Origin of the sequence: Actinoplanes sp. NPDC051633 (genome assembly GCF_040681735.1) — a bacterium.
GTDB lineage: Bacteria > Actinomycetota > Actinomycetes > Mycobacteriales > Micromonosporaceae > Actinoplanes.
In genome coordinates, this window is sequence record NZ_JBFAZH010000064.1 from 1 (window position 1) to 14,166 (window position 14,166).

Below are 14,166 nucleotides of genomic sequence, written 5' to 3' on the forward strand. Positions count from 1 at the left end.
AAAAGTGGTAGCCCACCCACTCGTCGGAGGCTCGGACGCGTGGCTGGGCTACCACTTCGGGTTGCGGCCCTGCGGCAAGCGAAAGTGGTAGCCCACCGGCCTATCGGACCCTCGGATGCGCGGCTGGGCTACCACTTCGGGTTGCGGCCCTGCCGACAAGCGCAAAGTGGTAGCTCACCCACCTGTTGGACACTCGGACGCGTGGCTGGGCTACCACTTCTTCATGGGCCCGGGCGGACCAGGCCTGACTCGTAGGCGATCATGACCAGCTGCGCGCGGTCGCGCACGCCCAGCTTGCTCAGGAGCCGGCCCACATGGGTACGCGCAGTCGCCTCGCTGATGCCGAGCAGGTCCGCGATCTCGCCGTTGCGGTGACCGGCGGCGACCGCGGCCAGCACCTCGCGCTCGCGGCCGGTGAGCCCGTCGAGGCGCTCGGGCGACGCCGTGTGCCCCTGCGCGGCCGCGGCCATCACCCGCCCGGTGACCGCCGGCGCCAGGATCGACCGGCCCGCGGCGACGTCCCGGACCGCCTGGCGCAGGTCGTCCGGCCGCACGTCCTTGAGCAGGAAGCCCGCGGCCCCGGCCCGCAGCGCGGCGAAGACCGTGGCGTCACCGTCATAGGTGGTCAGCACGATCACCGGCGCTTCCACCCGGGCGGTGGCCTCGACCCCGTCGACGCCGGGCATCCGGACGTCCATCAGGATCACGTCCGGGCGGACGGCCGCGGCCAGCCGCACCGCCTCCAGTCCGTCGGCCGCCTCGGCGACGACCTCGATCCCGGCGTCGCGGTCCAGCAGCGCCCGCAGCCCCGAGCGGATGAGCTGCTGGTCGTCGGCGATCAGCACCCTAATCACGGTTTCCTCCGCAGTGCGGCGAAGCCGCCTCAGCAGCTCTGCTCATGCGGGCAGCACCGCCTCGACGCGCCACCCCGACGACCGGTCCGGGCCCGCGTGCACGTGACCGCCGAGCAGCTCGACACGCTCCCGCATGCCGGTCAGTCCGTGCCCGGCGCCCGATGCCGCCCCGGACGCCGGCCCGTCGTCGTGCACCACGATCCGGACCTTCGCGGGCGCGTACTCGATCAGCACCTCCACCCGGTCGGGCCGGGCATGCCGCCGCGCGTTGGTCACCGCCTCCTGCACCACCCGGTAGGCGGCCTGGTCCACCTCGCCCGGCAGCGCCCGCCGCGTGCCCTCGACCCGCACCCGCACCGGAATGCCGGCGGCCGCGCTCACCTCGGCCAGCCCGTCGACGCCCTCGAGCCCGCGGGCCGGCGACCGCACCAGGCCTACCGTGCGCCGCAGCTCGGCGCCGGCCGACGAGCTGGCCTCGCGGATGTGCCGGAGCGCCCGGCGAGCGCTGGAGAGGTCCGCGTCGTCCAGCGACTCGGCGGCCACGTCGGCGTGCAGCGACACCACCGACATGGTGTGCGCGAGCACGTCGTGCACGTCGCGGGCCACCCGCAGCCGCTCCTGCTCGACGTGATGGTCGCGGTCGGCCTGCGCCGCGGCCAGCACCGCGGCCCGGAAGCGGCGCCGCGACAGGATCCCGTCGCCGAGCGCGATCGCCGCACCCATCAGGGCCAGGTTGATCGGCAGGTCGAAGCCGAGCAGATATCTCAGCGTCTCGCCGGTAGCCGCGCGGGCGGCCGTGGACACCACGATCAGGCCCAGCCCGGCTCCCACCGCCCAGCGCAGGCGGCCCTGCTCGGCGGCCGAGTAGAGGGCCGCACCGACGGGCAGGGCCAGGCCGATCGGCGGGAAGCCGAACGCGTAGTAGAGCAGGAGGCCGGCGCACGACACCAGCAGGACGGCGACCGGCCGGCGGCGGCGCGCCAGCAGGATCACGCCGAAGGCGAGCGCGAAGGCGAACGTACCCCAGCCGGCCTGTCTCTCCGGCGAAATCTTGGCGACCGCCGCGACCGAGACGACGGCGGTGGTGACCCCGGCGAGGTGGAGGTCGGCGGGCAACGGGCGCATGTCAGAAGAACCTACGGACCGCGGCGGGCGTGCGCGTCCACCCGGCGGCGTACCCCGCCCCTGAGTTCTCTCCGGGTGCCGCAAGATCCGGGGACTCAAACGGCCGCGGCCGGGGTAAGGGTCGGCGAGACGCTCGTCGATGGGAGGCACACCATGCGCAAGCTGATCGCGGCAGCGCTGGCCGGAGTGGTGGTCGCGGCGCCACCCATGTCGGCATCCGGAGCAGCATCCGGTGCAGCATCGGGAGCCGCGCCCGGCGCGCCCGGTGTCGACGAGCAGTACCTGCCGGCGGACAAGTCCGGCTTCGGGACCTCGGTCACGCGGGCAAGCAAGGTCTGGTTCACCGTGCAGAAGGAGGGCGGTCTCGGGGAGGTCTTCTACCCCCGGATCGACTCGCCGAGCGCCCGCACGCTCGACTTCGTGGTGGCCGACCGGCGCGGGCACGCCGTGCGCGCGAACGAGGCCGCCGTCGTGCGTACCCAGCTCGCCGATCCCCGCAGCCTCAGCTTCCGGCAGACCTTCGCCGAGCGGCACGGGCGCTGGCGCCTCACCGCCTCCTACACCTCCGACCCGGCCCGGGCGACCGTGCTGATCGACGTGACCTTCAAGTCCAAGTCGCACGACCTCTATGCGATCTACGATCCGGCGCTGGCCAACTCCCGCGGCAACGACAGCGGCCGCTCGTCCGGCGGCAGCCTGCTGGCGACCGATGGCTCGACGGCGTCGGCGTTCGCCGCGTCACCCGCCTTCACCGCGACCTCCAGCGGCTTCCGCGGCGCCAGCGACGGCTGGACCGACCTGCTCGCCGACGGCCGGATGGACTGGCGCTACTCGTCGGCCGCCGCCGGCAACCTGGTGCAGACCGGGGCCGTCGGCCTGCACCACGGGCGGGCCACCCTGGCGCTCGGCTTCGGCACCCCGGCCACGGCGCCGGCCAACGCGCGGGCATCCCTGCGGCACGGATACGGGCCGGTCTCCCGGTCGTACGCGGCGGGCTGGCACGCCTACCTCAAGGGCATCAAGCGGCCACCCGCGTCGTTGCGCACCGAGAGCCAGCGGCAGCTCTACCGGACCTCGGCGATGGTGCTCGCGGCGAGCGAGGACAAGACGAACCGCGGCGCGTACGTGGCCGCTCCCGCCGCACCGTGGGCCTTCGGCCGCGACGACCCGTCCGGGCCCTACCACCTGGTCTGGTCGCGGGACCTCTACCAGATCGCGACCGGGCTGATCGCGGCCGGCGACACCCGCGGGGCCGGGCGGGCCCTCGACTTCCTCTTCGGCGTGCAGCAGAAGCCGGACGGATCGTTCCCGCAGAACTCGCGGGTCGACGGCACACCGGTGTGGGAAGGGCTGCAGCTCGACGAGGTGGCGCTGCCGATCGTGCTGGCGTACCAGCTCGGCCGGCGCGACGCCGAGACGTGGAGGCACGTCAAGCGGGCGGCGGACTTCCTGCTCGGCTTCACGCAGGACGGGTTCGCGGCGCCGTGGACCCCGCAGGAGCGATGGGAGAACCAGTCCGGCTACTCCCCCAACACCATCGCCACCGAGATCGCCGGCCTGGTGTGCGCGGCAGACATCGCCCGCCGCAACGGCGACGTGGCGTCGGCCCGGCGCTATCTGGCCACCGCCGACGACTGGCAGTCGCGGGTGAAGGACTGGACGGTCACCACCAACGGCCCGTACTCGAGCGGCCCGTACTTCCTGCGCCTGACCAAGGACGGCAACCCGAACGCGGGCACGACGTACACGATCGGCGACAGCGGGCCGTCCAACGTGGATCAGCGGCGGGTCGTGGACCCGAGCTTCCTGGACCTGGTCCGGCTCGGCGTGCTGCCCGCCCGCGACCTGGCGGTGGTGAACACGCTGCGGGTGATCGACGAGCAGCTGGGGGTACGCACTCCCCGCGGCTTCTTCTGGCACCGGGCGTCCTTCGACGGCTTCGGCGAGAAGCTCGACGGCAGCCAGTGGGACTACGGCCTGCCCGACGACTCGCGCCTGACGCGGGGCCGGGCGTGGCCGCTGCTCAACGGCGAGCGCGGCGAGTACGACCTGGCGGCCGGCCGGCCCGGCGCCGCCCGCGCGCAGCTGGCGACGATCGCCCGCACGGCCGGGCCGGGCCACTTCCTGCCGGAGCAGGTGTGGGACGACCAGCCGCCGGCCGGTCGCCCGGGCTTCGAGCCGGGCACGCCGACCTTCTCGGCGACGCCGCTGGTCTGGACCCATTCGCAGTACCTGAGGCTGGCCGCGGACGTCGCGGCGGGCCGGGTGCTGGAGCAGCCGGCGGTGGTCGCGCGCCGCTACGGCGCTTCTCCGGGCCGCTGAGCCGGGAGGTCACCAGGCGCGGTCGTCGGTGTAGCGCGGCGCGGGCCGGGCCGGCTGCCATCTGTCGCGTCGGCGCGGGCCGGCGACGCCCGCGCCGATCGCGATCGCCAGGCACAGCACCGCCGTCATGCCGAGCGTCGTGAACGGGCTGCCCGACCGGTCGCTGAGCGTGTCGAACAGGATCGGGGTCGCGAACTGGCCGCCGAAGAAGCCGGTGTGCCAGAGGCCGGTGCCCCGGCCGCGCCGGTCGTACGTGAGGTCGCGAGTGCCCCAGATCAGCAGCGTGGGCAACAGGACGCCGCCACCGAAGTTCGCCACCATCAGGCCGACGATCACGACCACGCCGATCACGATGCCGTCCAGCGACGTCGAGCTCGCCACGATGCCGTACCCGAGCGCGGCGAGGCCGAACCCGACGGCGAGCAGGCGGCCCGCCGGAGCGTCGACCACCTCGCGGACGACGATGGCCCCGACCACGGTGGCGAAGCCGTTCAGGGCGCTGATCGCGCCGATCAGGCCGGTGGAGGTGACGCCGGACTCCTCCAGCAGCGTCGAGGTCTCGAAGACCGGCAGGCTGACCACGACCGCCGCCACGGCGGTCAGCAGGACGATCGGCACCAGAGACAGCCACGACCGCGACCGCACCTGCCAGGCGTCCGCCTCGGCGCGGATCACCTCGTCCCGGGCCGGCGGCCGGATCAGGGCCATGACCGGCAGCAGCACCACCCCGATCGCGAAGAACGCGAACGGCGCCCGCCAGCTGATGTCGCCGAGCGCCCCGCCGACGCCGAGCCCCACCATCGCCGCGACGGTGTTGGCGACGGTCTGCAGAGCGAGGAAGCGCGCCCGGCGCTGCCCGGTGAAGCTGTCGCCGATCAGGACGGTGCAGGTGGTCGTGACGATCGCGGTGGCGACGCCGACCAGCAGCCGGCTGCCGATGATCGACGGCAGCGAGTCCAGCACGAGCGGCGCCATCCCGGCGGCGCTGAAGAGCACGAGCCCGGCGTAGATGAAATACCGGCGCCCGAAGCGGTCCAGCAACGCCCCGACGATCGGCGAGACGACCGCCATCGTGATGGCGGGGACGCCGACGACCAGGGGCACCAGCGAGGACGCGTCACTGAACTGCTTCTCGAGCTCCGGAAGCACCGGGGCGACGACGACGGCGCTGACGGTCGACATGCAGGCTCCGATGAGGAGCAGCGTCGCCGATCGCGCGGGCGGGGAATTGTGCGCGGTCATTCAGCACCCTGCGAGGGAGGAGGTGATCGATTACAAGCGGTGATCGATACCTAACAACTCTTTCTCGAAGGGCGCAAGACCTGCGCAAACACCAAAATCTCCTGCCAGATACAAACTATTTGCCACCGTCGATATCTTTCCCGGAAGAGCGGCGGTGATCCGGTTTCTGGACTAGCGTCGATCTATGTCCGGCGTTGAGGAGTTCGGTTACCGTCAAGAGCTCAGCCGCTCGCTGAGCTTCGCCGACCTGTTGATCTACGGTCTCATCTTCATGGTGCCGATCGCACCGTTCGGCATCTTCGGCAGCGTCTACAACGGCTCCGGCGGCATGGTCGCCCTGGCGTACGTCATCGGCATGGTCGCGATGATGTTCACCGCCCTGTCGTACTCACAGATGGTCCGCGCCTTCCCGATGGCCGGGTCGGTCTACAGCTACGCGGGCCGGGGCATCGCTCCGCCGGTCGGCTTCCTCGCCGGCTGGGTGATCATGCTCGACTACGTGCTGGTGCCCGGCCTGCTGTACCTGGTGGCGAGCGTCGCCATGCACTCGCTGGTGCCGGCGCTGCCGGTCTGGCTCTGGCTCGCGATCTTCGTGGTGCTCAACACGGTGGTCAACTATCTCGGCATCAAGATGACCGCCCGGGTCAACCGGATCATGCTGGTCGCCGAGCTGATCGTCCTGGCGATCTTCCTGGTCGTCGGCGTGGTCGCGATCGCGTCCGGCAAGGGCAGCGGCTTCTCGCTGAGCCCGCTGTTCAACGCGGACACCTTCGAGTGGTCGGTGGTCTTCGGCGCGGTCTCCATCGCGGTGCTCTCGTTCCTCGGCTTCGACGGCATCTCGATGCTGGCCGAGGAGAGCCGTGAGGAGGCGCGCCAGATCGGCCGTGCGATGGTGGGCGCGCTGCTGCTCGCGGGCACGCTGTTCGTCGTGCAGACCTGGGTGGCCAGTCTGCTCGTACCCGACGCCCCCGGCCTGCTCGCCAACGGCGACCCCGAGGGCACCGCCTTCTACGACGCCGCCCGCGTCGCCGGCGGCGGCTGGCTGGCCGGCCTCACCGCGCTGGCCACGGCGATCGCCTGGGGGTTCGCCAACTCGCTGGTTGCGCAGGCCGCGACCAGCCGGCTGCTCTACGCCATGGCGCGCGACGGGCAGATGCCGCGCTTCCTGAGCCGGATCAACGAGCGGCACAAGGTGCCGGCCAACGCCACCCTGCTCGTCGCCGCGCTGTCACTGGTCCTCGGTCTGTGGATGGCGAGCCGCGACGACGGCATCTCGCTGCTCTCGACGCTGGTCAACTTCGGCGCGATGACCGCCTTCCTGGCGCTGCACGTGGCGGTGGTCGTGCACTACGTGGTGCGGCACGGCAGCCGGGACTGGTGGCGGCACCTGGTGGTGCCGGTGCTCGGTTTCCTGATCCTGGCGTATGTGGTGATCAACGCGAACATCGCCGCGCAGCTGCTCGGCTTCGCGTGGCTCGGCATCGGTGTGATCATTCTGGTGGTGTTCTACGCGACCGGCCGCCGGCCCTCGCTCACGCTGGAGGACAGATGACCGACATCGTCACCTACAAGCCGTCGCCCGACGAGCTCGCGTACACCTTCGGCGGGCGGGAGCCGGTGCGGCGCGTGCGCCCGGGAACGGTTGTCGAGCTCTACACCGAGGACTGTTTCGGCGGGCGGGTGCGCACGGTCGACGACCTGCCGTCGGTGGTCTGCGAGTTCCCGTACCTCAACCCCGTGACCGGGCCGTTCCATGTCGAGGGCGCCGAGCCGGGCGACACCCTCGCCGTGCACTTCGTGTCGATCACGCCGGCCCGCGACTGGGCCGTCTCGTCGACGTTCCCGCACTTCGGGGCGCTGACCGGGACGCACACGACGGCGACGCTGCACCCGCCGCTGGACGAGCTGGTGTGGCGTTACGACGTCGACCTCGCCGCCGGCCGGGTGCGCTATCACGCCCGGCGCGGTGACTACTCGGTCGAGATGCCGCTGGATCCGATGCACGGCACGGCCGGGGTGGCGCCGGGCGCCTTCGAGAGCCGGATGACGATCGTGCCGGACGTGCACGGCGGCAACATGGACACCCCCGAGCTGCGGGCGGGCGTCACCGCGTACTTCGGGGTGAACGTGCCCGGTGCGCTCTTCGCGCTGGGTGACGGCCACTGCCGGCAGGGCGACGGCGAGGTGTGCGGGACGGGCGTCGAGGCGGCGATGAACACGGTGATCATCCTCGACCTGATCAAGGGGGTGCCCACCCCGACGCCGCGGCTGGAGACCGATGCGGCGCTGATGTCGATCGGCTCGGCGCGGCCGCTGGAGGACGCGTACCGGATGAGCCAGCACGACCTGGTCACCTGGACCGCGGCGCTGGCGGGGCTGGACGAGCTGGACGCGTACCAATTGGTCAGCCAGGCCGGGCAGGCGCCGGTCGGCAACGTCTGCGACCCCAACTACACGATGCTGGCCAGGCTGGAGAAGCGTTACCTGCCCACGGCCGAGATCTATGCGGGTACGCACGACCGCCTTCGCGGCGTGGCCGGCAGTTTGCACTCATAAGGCTGAACGTCAGGCGACCGCCGGACCCCCTTGCCCACATCGGCCATTGTGGATCGTGTGGATGAGCTGATCCAGTGGGCTTCACCGGTCACCGACCAACTGCAGAGTCTCGCCGAGGATCCGGACGGCTTCCGGTTCGAGGCGGCGACCGTGCCCGAGCTTCCGGCGGTGTTCAAGACCGATCGGATCGTCATCCGCAAGGCCTGGCACCACTACGACGGCGCGTGGCGCGCCGACTGTCTGCACCTCTACGCCACCAAGCCGACGCTGCGGGCGCTGGGGGTGGCCGTGCTCGCGTCGCTGTTCGCGCCGCCGCGGGCGGTCACCGCGATCGCCCTCTCCGACCCGCGCAGCGACATCCGCACGGTTCACCTGACCATCCCGTCGCTCGACCGGCCGGGTCTCGTGCTGCGGCCGCACGCTCTGGAGTATTGGCCCGCCGAGCGCGCCAAGCACCCGTGGTACCCGTTCGCCGGTGACCCCTGGGACCTGCCGATGGTGCTGCTCACCGACGCCGACGACGACGAGGTCGGGGAGGACGACTGGGCGAGTCGCGACATGGTCGAGGGCTTCGGCACGTTCGAGGGCATCGCCCGGTTCGCCGAGCTGCTGCTGGACGTCTCGGATCCGGCGGCGAACCGCGACGAGTACGTCCTGGAGGGCGAGGCGGGTCTGCGCGGGGTCTCGCCGATGAGCGCCGAGCTCGTCCTGTGGCTCCCCGGTTCCGCGGGCTGGTCCGGCGAGTGGGCGCCGGCCGGCTAGCCGGTGTGGCGCGACCGGTGCCAGACCGCCAGCGCCGTTCGTGAGTCGAGCATCAGCTTGTGCAGGATCCGGCTGACGTGGTTCTCCACCGTGCGCTCGGACAGCGTGAGCCGGGCTGCGATGCGGGAATTGGTCAGGCCCTCGGCGACCAGGCCGGCGATCTCGTTCTCCCGGACCGTCAGCGTCGGACCCACCCAGGCCTCGACGGCGCGGCCGAGCGGGGCCATGCCGAGCCGCCGCGCGATGTCCAGGGCGGCGTCGGCGTGGTCCCGGCCCGCCTTGTTCCGCGGCCCCAGGAGCCGGGCCAGCTCGAAGTGCGCCTCGGCGACCCTCGGCCGCGCCTCGACCCGACGCGCGGCCGCCAGCGCGTCGGTCAGGTGGCGGTGGGCCGCCTCGGTGCGGCCGGTCAGCCGGGCCAGCCTGCCGAGGGCGAGCGACACCGGGCAGTTGTACGGCCCGTATGCGAGCCCGATCGCGTGCAGGCCGTCGCTCGGCAGCATCAGCTCGTACAGCTGATCGGCCGTCGCGGTGTCCCCCCAGCGCCACGCACACCTCGGCGTTGCCGGCCGCCGCGATCAGGAACTCGACGGCGCGCGGCGGAATCCGTGCGGCGTGCGGGGCGATCACGTGCCACAGCTCCGCCGCCTCGTCGAGCCGGCCGGCGGCGACCAGCGCGAGACACAGCCAGCTGCGGGCGTGGAACGGCATGTCGTCCATCAGGCGCCGCACCTCGGTGGTCACCTTGTCGATGTCCCGGCCCGTCTCCTTCGCCACCTCGAACGCGTAGACCAGGTGGAAGTAGCCGGCCTCACCGCCCTCGCGGCCGACGTCGCGGGCCTCGTCCGCCAGCCGGGCCGCCTCCTCGTAGTCGCCCCGGCGGAGCTGCTCGGAGGCGTGGGTCAGCAGCAGCAGCGACTGCCAGTCCGGGCCGAGGCGCTCGGCCAGGGGTTCGGCCAGAGAGATCTCGTCGTGCAGCTCGGCGAAGCGGCCCAGGGTGGCGAACGCGTCCATCCGCCACCGGCGGCCCCACGCCTCGTACTCGAGGTTCGCCGTGCGGCGGCCGAGGTGGATCGCCTGCCGGGCCAGGACGAGGCGTTGCTCGGCGTGGGTGTCGGAGATCAGCTCGCCGATCCGGGCCTGCAGGTCGAGAAAGGCCGCCTCGGGATCGGCGTCGTCGAGGGCGGGCGGGTCGGTCTCCGCCGGGGCGAAGGGGTCGAGGGTGGCGTCGAGCTGCGCGCGTACCCGTGAGGATCTGAGCGGGTCGGCATCGCCCAGCGCGACCAGCGCCTCCGCGGCGAGCGCGTGCACCCGGGCACGCACCACCCGGTCGACCGGATTGCGGACCACCACGGCGGCGTCGGCCAGCGTGGCGACGTCGCCCGTGGCACGGCTCAGCTCGGCCACCCGGACGCAGGTCAGGGAGGCCCGCGCCACCTCACCGGCGCGGTATTCCGCGCGGGCGCGTTCGAGCAGCTCCGAGGTCTCCACGGTGTCACTTTAGGGACAGCGGTTGAGTGGTTCCACGGATGTGCCCGGCCGCACTGTTTCCTTAGCGTCGGCTCATGACGGCGATCACGATGCGTGGAACGAATGTGCGGCCGCTCGGCCTGGTGACGGTGGCGGCGAGCCTGATCGGCGCGGCCTGCGCGGTGGTCATCCTCGCGTGGCCGCCGCAGGTGAGCGAGCAGTGGTACAGCTACCCCTTCGACCCGACCGGCTACGTCGTCAGCCAGTCCTTCTTCGCGGTGCATCACCTCGGCATCCTCGCCGGCCTGTACGGCCTGGCGCTGGTGACCTGGCCGGGCGCGGGCCGCATGATCAAGGCCGGGCTGATCATCGCGGGCGTCGGAATGATCGGCCTCACCGCCTGCGAGCTCTTCGCCATCACGGCGGCGAACGCCCAGGTGGGTACGCCGGCCGCCGATGCGGTCGACAACGCCTACGGCGCACCGATGATCGGCGTGGGGATCGGGCTCGTCCTTGCCGGCGCCGGGCTCCTCCGGCGGAAATTGGCGGCCGGCGGGATCACGCTCGCCCTCGGCGTCTACGTCTTCGTCCCACTGTTCCCGGCCGTCTTCGGGCCGATGGTGCTGGGCCGGATCGCGATCGGCGTTTGGATGCTGATGTTCGCGGCGCTCGGGGTGGCCCTGATGAGGACAGAACGGTGAGGCGGTACGTGGCGGTCGGCGGGATCTGCGGGCTCGCCTGGTCGGCGGCGCTGCGCGGGTGGATGGTGCAGCTGGCCGGCGGCGGATCGACGTTCACCTGGATGACGTTCGTGCTCGTGCTCTTGCCGGGCGTGGTGGTGGGTATGCTGCTCGGCTGGGCGGCGTATCTGCGCTCCACCGGCGTGGCGCCGCCGCGCAAGCTGATCCTCGCGCCGGTCGTGTTCGCCTCCGCCCTCTTCGATCCGGTGATCTTCATCGGCCTCATCCGCGAAGGCACCGGCGGAGGCGCGCTGATGGTGATCGCGACCGCGATGTCGGCCGGTTTCGTGTTGTCCCGCAAGGGCTTCTCGTGGGGACGGGCGGCGTGCGCGCTCGTCGCGACGCTGGGTCTGCTGATGCTGTTCGGGATGGGCGGGATGGCCGCGCCGATCAGTTCGCCGCGCGGTGCGTGGACCTCGCTCTTCGGCCTTTGCCTGATCCTGGTGCTGTGCCTGGCGTCGGCGTTGCCGTATCCCACCTCGGCGCGGGTGCCGCTGCCGGTTGTCGGCGGTCTGTGCGGGCTCGCCTGGGCGTGCGCGCTGCGCAGCTTCATGACGACGGTCGCCGGGCCGGAGTCGGAGATCCACTGGGTCGGCACGTTCGCCTTCATCCTGCTGCCCGGGCTGGTGGCCGGGGCGCTGCTCGGGTGGGGCCGGCGGTGGACGGTGTGGTCGCCGATGCTGTTCGCGTCCGTTCTGCTGAGCGATCCGCTCGACATCGGGTCGCTGCTCGACGACGGCGTGGGCGGCGGCGCGATCGGCGTACCGCTGCTCGGCATCATCGGCGGCTATGCCGCCGCCGGCCGCGGCACGGTCACCAAACGCGCCGTCGCGGGCGGGTTCTTCGTCGCCGGCCTGGTGGTGTGGGCGGTGACCGCGACCGCCGTGGGCGGCCCGTCCTTCTCGCTCACCACCACGCACGGCCTCTGGGCATCGCTGCTCTACTGGTCACTGCTCATCACCCTGGCCCTGGGAGCGTCCGTCCCCCTCCGGAGCAGCAGCACCATCGCCGCGGCGAAGCAGAGCAGACCGAGCGGCCCGACCGGCGGCGCGTGCAGCAGCACCACCGACGACAGCACCAGCAGGATCGGCGCGGCCGGCGGAGCGCCGGCCTGACGGACCGCGATGGCCGCCGCGATCACGGCGACCGCCCACCCGATCGCGCCGATCGTGATGATCAGATCGTCGGCCAGGAAGTCGTCCCACAACGCCTGGGCCGCGCGGCCGGCCGCCGCGCGGTCGGCCTCCGGCGCGTCGTTGGCGTGCCGCACCAGGACGCCCGTCGCGATCCCGTTGATCGCCTCCCCCGCGCCGTAGCACAGGACGAACGCGAGGGTCGCCGCCCGGCTGATCGCAGCCGCGGTCCCGCGCAGGTCGTCGAGCAGCCGGAACACCGCGGCACCCAGCAGGCCGATGAAGAACAGCGTGCCGACGTGGACCACCAGCAGCCGGTCGACGTCGTCGCGGAGGCTGGCGTAGATGTCGCCGGGGTCCGGGTCCGGGTGCCAGAGGAGCAGCGCCGCCCACCCGAGGGGGACGGCGAGCCACCCGTACCGCATCAGTAGTCCCAAGCGGCGTACTCGGGGCTGCGCTCCTTCATGTCGTCGAAGAGCAGCGCCATCCGGTCGATGTACCAGCTCTTGGCGACCTGGCACATCAGGGTGCCGGCGATCACCGCGACCAGGTCGAGACGCACGAGCCCGTAGATGAGGATGATCATCGCGAGGCCCTGCCCGATGGTGGCGATGTTCGGCACCTGGGACTTGGCGTACTTCGCCGGGATGGCGACGTCCTTGCGGTCGGCCCAGATCCGCTCGCCGAAGACGCCCTTGGACGCCCAGTTCCGGGTGGACTTCGGCGTTTTGAAGAACAGCGGGTTGGTCATCATCCAGAGCACCGACAGGCCGATCGGGATCAGTGACCACCAGCCGATCCAGTCGCGGCTCCAGACCGAGACCACGAGCATCGGCAGCACCGCGAACCGGGTCCAGACGCTCCACGGGTTGGCGTGGTGCATCCAGCCGTCGCCGGAGAGCCCGAACAGCTTGGCGACGCGCTTCTCGGATGTCTGACTGGTCATCTCGCACCTCCGTTTGTGAATGTGGGACACAGCTTCGGCGGAGCGGCTTGACGTCGGCTTGACGCCGCCTGCGCCCGCTCGTCAAGTGGGCGTCAAGCGACCGTGGGCAGGCTTGCGGGCGTGGTTGCGGACATCGTCTTCCGCCGGCTCGGTGAGCCGGCCGAGCGGTCGCGGGCGCGCCGGATGGCCGGCGCCGGCGGCTTCAGCTCGCCGCGCCTGACCGGCTCCGACGATTGGTCCGGCCTGTGGCGGCTGACCGCGAACGACAGCAACGCGTTGGTCGCGGTGGCGGCGACGGCGCGGCCTTCGCCGCAATTCTTGGAGGTACGAGCCATCGCGGCCCGGGGCGACTCACTATGGGCACGACTTCTACGGGAACTGACCGACACCGGCCGCGCTCAAGGCGCCGAGTGGCTGGTCGCCGGCGTCGCGCGCGCCGACGCGATCGCGGTCGACCTGCTGCGCGGCGCCGGTTTCAGCCAGAACACCACCGGCCTCGGCCTCCCGGAGAACGGCTCGGTCGTGTGGCTGGCACTGCCGGCTTGATCCTGCCGGCGGATCAGAGGTACACGGCGCGCAGCCGCCGCAGCTCCGCCTCGTAGATCCGCTCGCCGGTCAGCTCGACCAGAGCGTCCGCCTCGTCCAGCAGCCGCGCGCTCTCCTCGGCGTTCCCGGCGAGCCCCTCGGCCTCGGCGAGCAGCCCGAGCACCCACCCGACGAGGTGCCGCGCCCCACGTGCCCGGATGGCGTCGAGGCTCTTCCGCAACCCGCGCGCCCCGCCCGCCGGGTCACCATCGAAGGCCCGCGCCCAGGACTGGACCGCCGCCGCATAGCTGAACCAGGCGGGCAGCGGCCCGGCCAGCTCCAGCGCCCGGGTGGCGTGCGCCCCGGCGGTCGTGACGTCCCGGCGCAGCGCGCTGATCAGAGCGGCGCTGGTGAAGACGCCGGCCCGGATCAGCGGCTGCGCCCCGCGCGTCGCGGCGATCACGGCATCCATCTGGGCGTCCGACTCTGCATGG

Annotated in this window: 15 protein-coding genes; 9 read left to right on the forward strand and 6 right to left on the reverse strand. The window is 72.1% G+C overall.

The features are described from left to right. Positions 1–221: 221 nt before the first annotated feature. Positions 222–854 (reverse strand): response regulator transcription factor, encoded by a 633-nt coding sequence (locus AB0M20_RS06395; RefSeq protein ID WP_364294672.1) that lies wholly within the window; start codon positions 852–854, stop codon positions 222–224. Positions 855–896: 42 nt separating this feature from the next. After that, complete coding sequence (locus AB0M20_RS06400) at positions 897–1,979, reverse strand: histidine kinase (protein WP_364294675.1); 1,083 nt, start codon at positions 1,977–1,979, stop codon at positions 897–899. Between the two features lie 153 nt (positions 1,980–2,132). Between AB0M20_RS06400 and AB0M20_RS06405 the strand changes: the two genes are divergently transcribed. Beyond that, a complete protein-coding gene (locus tag AB0M20_RS06405; RefSeq protein ID WP_364294678.1) occupies positions 2,133–4,301 on the forward strand; it encodes a glycoside hydrolase family 15 protein in 2,169 nt (722 codons plus the stop codon). 9 nt (positions 4,302–4,310) lie between these two features. Here AB0M20_RS06405 and AB0M20_RS06410 read toward each other — a convergent pair whose 3' ends face one another. Further along, positions 4,311–5,543, reverse strand: coding sequence for an MFS transporter (locus AB0M20_RS06410; RefSeq protein ID WP_364294681.1), 1,233 nt, complete (start codon positions 5,541–5,543; stop codon positions 4,311–4,313). A 184-nt stretch (positions 5,544–5,727) separates the two neighbouring features. Here AB0M20_RS06410 and AB0M20_RS06415 point away from each other — a divergent pair, with 184 nt between their 5' ends. From AB0M20_RS06415 to AB0M20_RS06425, 3 genes are read left to right on the forward strand one after another with little or no spacing between them, the layout of a single operon-like run. Next, a complete protein-coding gene (locus AB0M20_RS06415; protein WP_364294684.1) occupies positions 5,728–7,095 on the forward strand; it encodes an APC family permease in 1,368 nt (455 codons plus the stop codon). Next, on the forward strand, positions 7,092–8,099 hold the full coding sequence (locus tag AB0M20_RS06420; protein WP_364294687.1) for an acetamidase/formamidase family protein: 1,008 nt from the start codon (positions 7,092–7,094) through the stop codon (positions 8,097–8,099). The genes AB0M20_RS06415 and AB0M20_RS06420 overlap by 4 nt, the downstream gene beginning before the upstream one ends. Before the next feature lie 57 nt (positions 8,100–8,156). Next, positions 8,157–8,861, forward strand: coding sequence for a hypothetical protein (locus AB0M20_RS06425; RefSeq protein WP_364294689.1), 705 nt, complete (start codon positions 8,157–8,159; stop codon positions 8,859–8,861). Here AB0M20_RS06425 and AB0M20_RS06430 read toward each other — a convergent pair. After that, on the reverse strand, positions 8,858–9,361 hold the full coding sequence (locus tag AB0M20_RS06430; RefSeq protein ID WP_364294692.1) for a LuxR C-terminal-related transcriptional regulator: 504 nt from the start codon (positions 9,359–9,361) through the stop codon (positions 8,858–8,860). The two genes, AB0M20_RS06425 and AB0M20_RS06430, sit on opposite strands and share 4 nt — an antisense overlap. A 127-nt stretch (positions 9,362–9,488) precedes the next feature. On the opposite strand from AB0M20_RS06430, the gene AB0M20_RS06435 reads away from it, so the two are divergent. The 4 genes from AB0M20_RS06435 to AB0M20_RS06450 all read left to right on the forward strand — a co-directional run bounded on the left by AB0M20_RS06435 (position 9,489) and on the right by AB0M20_RS06450 (position 12,183). After that, the gene (locus AB0M20_RS06435; RefSeq protein WP_364294696.1) at positions 9,489–10,109 is read left to right on the forward strand and encodes a hypothetical protein; all 621 of its coding nucleotides are present in this window, start codon (positions 9,489–9,491) and stop codon (positions 10,107–10,109) included. Continuing rightward, the gene (locus AB0M20_RS06440) at positions 10,081–10,362 is read left to right on the forward strand and encodes a hypothetical protein (RefSeq protein ID WP_364294699.1); all 282 of its coding nucleotides are present in this window, start codon (positions 10,081–10,083) and stop codon (positions 10,360–10,362) included. Before AB0M20_RS06435 ends, AB0M20_RS06440 begins: the two co-directional genes overlap by 29 nt. A 61-nt stretch (positions 10,363–10,423) precedes the next feature. Further along, complete coding sequence (locus AB0M20_RS06445; protein WP_364294702.1) at positions 10,424–11,029, forward strand: hypothetical protein; 606 nt, start codon at positions 10,424–10,426, stop codon at positions 11,027–11,029. Next, a complete protein-coding gene (locus AB0M20_RS06450; RefSeq protein ID WP_364294705.1) occupies positions 11,026–12,183 on the forward strand; it encodes a hypothetical protein in 1,158 nt (385 codons plus the stop codon). The genes AB0M20_RS06445 and AB0M20_RS06450 overlap by 4 nt, the downstream gene beginning before the upstream one ends. A gap of 442 nt (positions 12,184–12,625) precedes the next feature. On the opposite strand, the gene AB0M20_RS06455 is transcribed toward AB0M20_RS06450, so the two are convergent. Next, entirely contained in the window at positions 12,626–13,147 is a 522-nt protein-coding gene (locus AB0M20_RS06455) for a DUF6653 family protein (RefSeq protein WP_364294708.1), read from the reverse strand. Between the two features lie 120 nt (positions 13,148–13,267). Between AB0M20_RS06455 and AB0M20_RS06460 the strand changes: the two genes are divergently transcribed. After that, on the forward strand, positions 13,268–13,693 hold the full coding sequence (locus tag AB0M20_RS06460) for a hypothetical protein (RefSeq protein WP_364294711.1): 426 nt from the start codon (positions 13,268–13,270) through the stop codon (positions 13,691–13,693). Positions 13,694–13,706: 13 nt separating this feature from the next. Here AB0M20_RS06460 and AB0M20_RS06465 read toward each other — a convergent pair. Next, positions 13,707–14,166: hypothetical protein (locus AB0M20_RS06465; RefSeq protein WP_364294714.1), on the reverse strand; the 460-nt coding region annotated here is incomplete at its 5' end.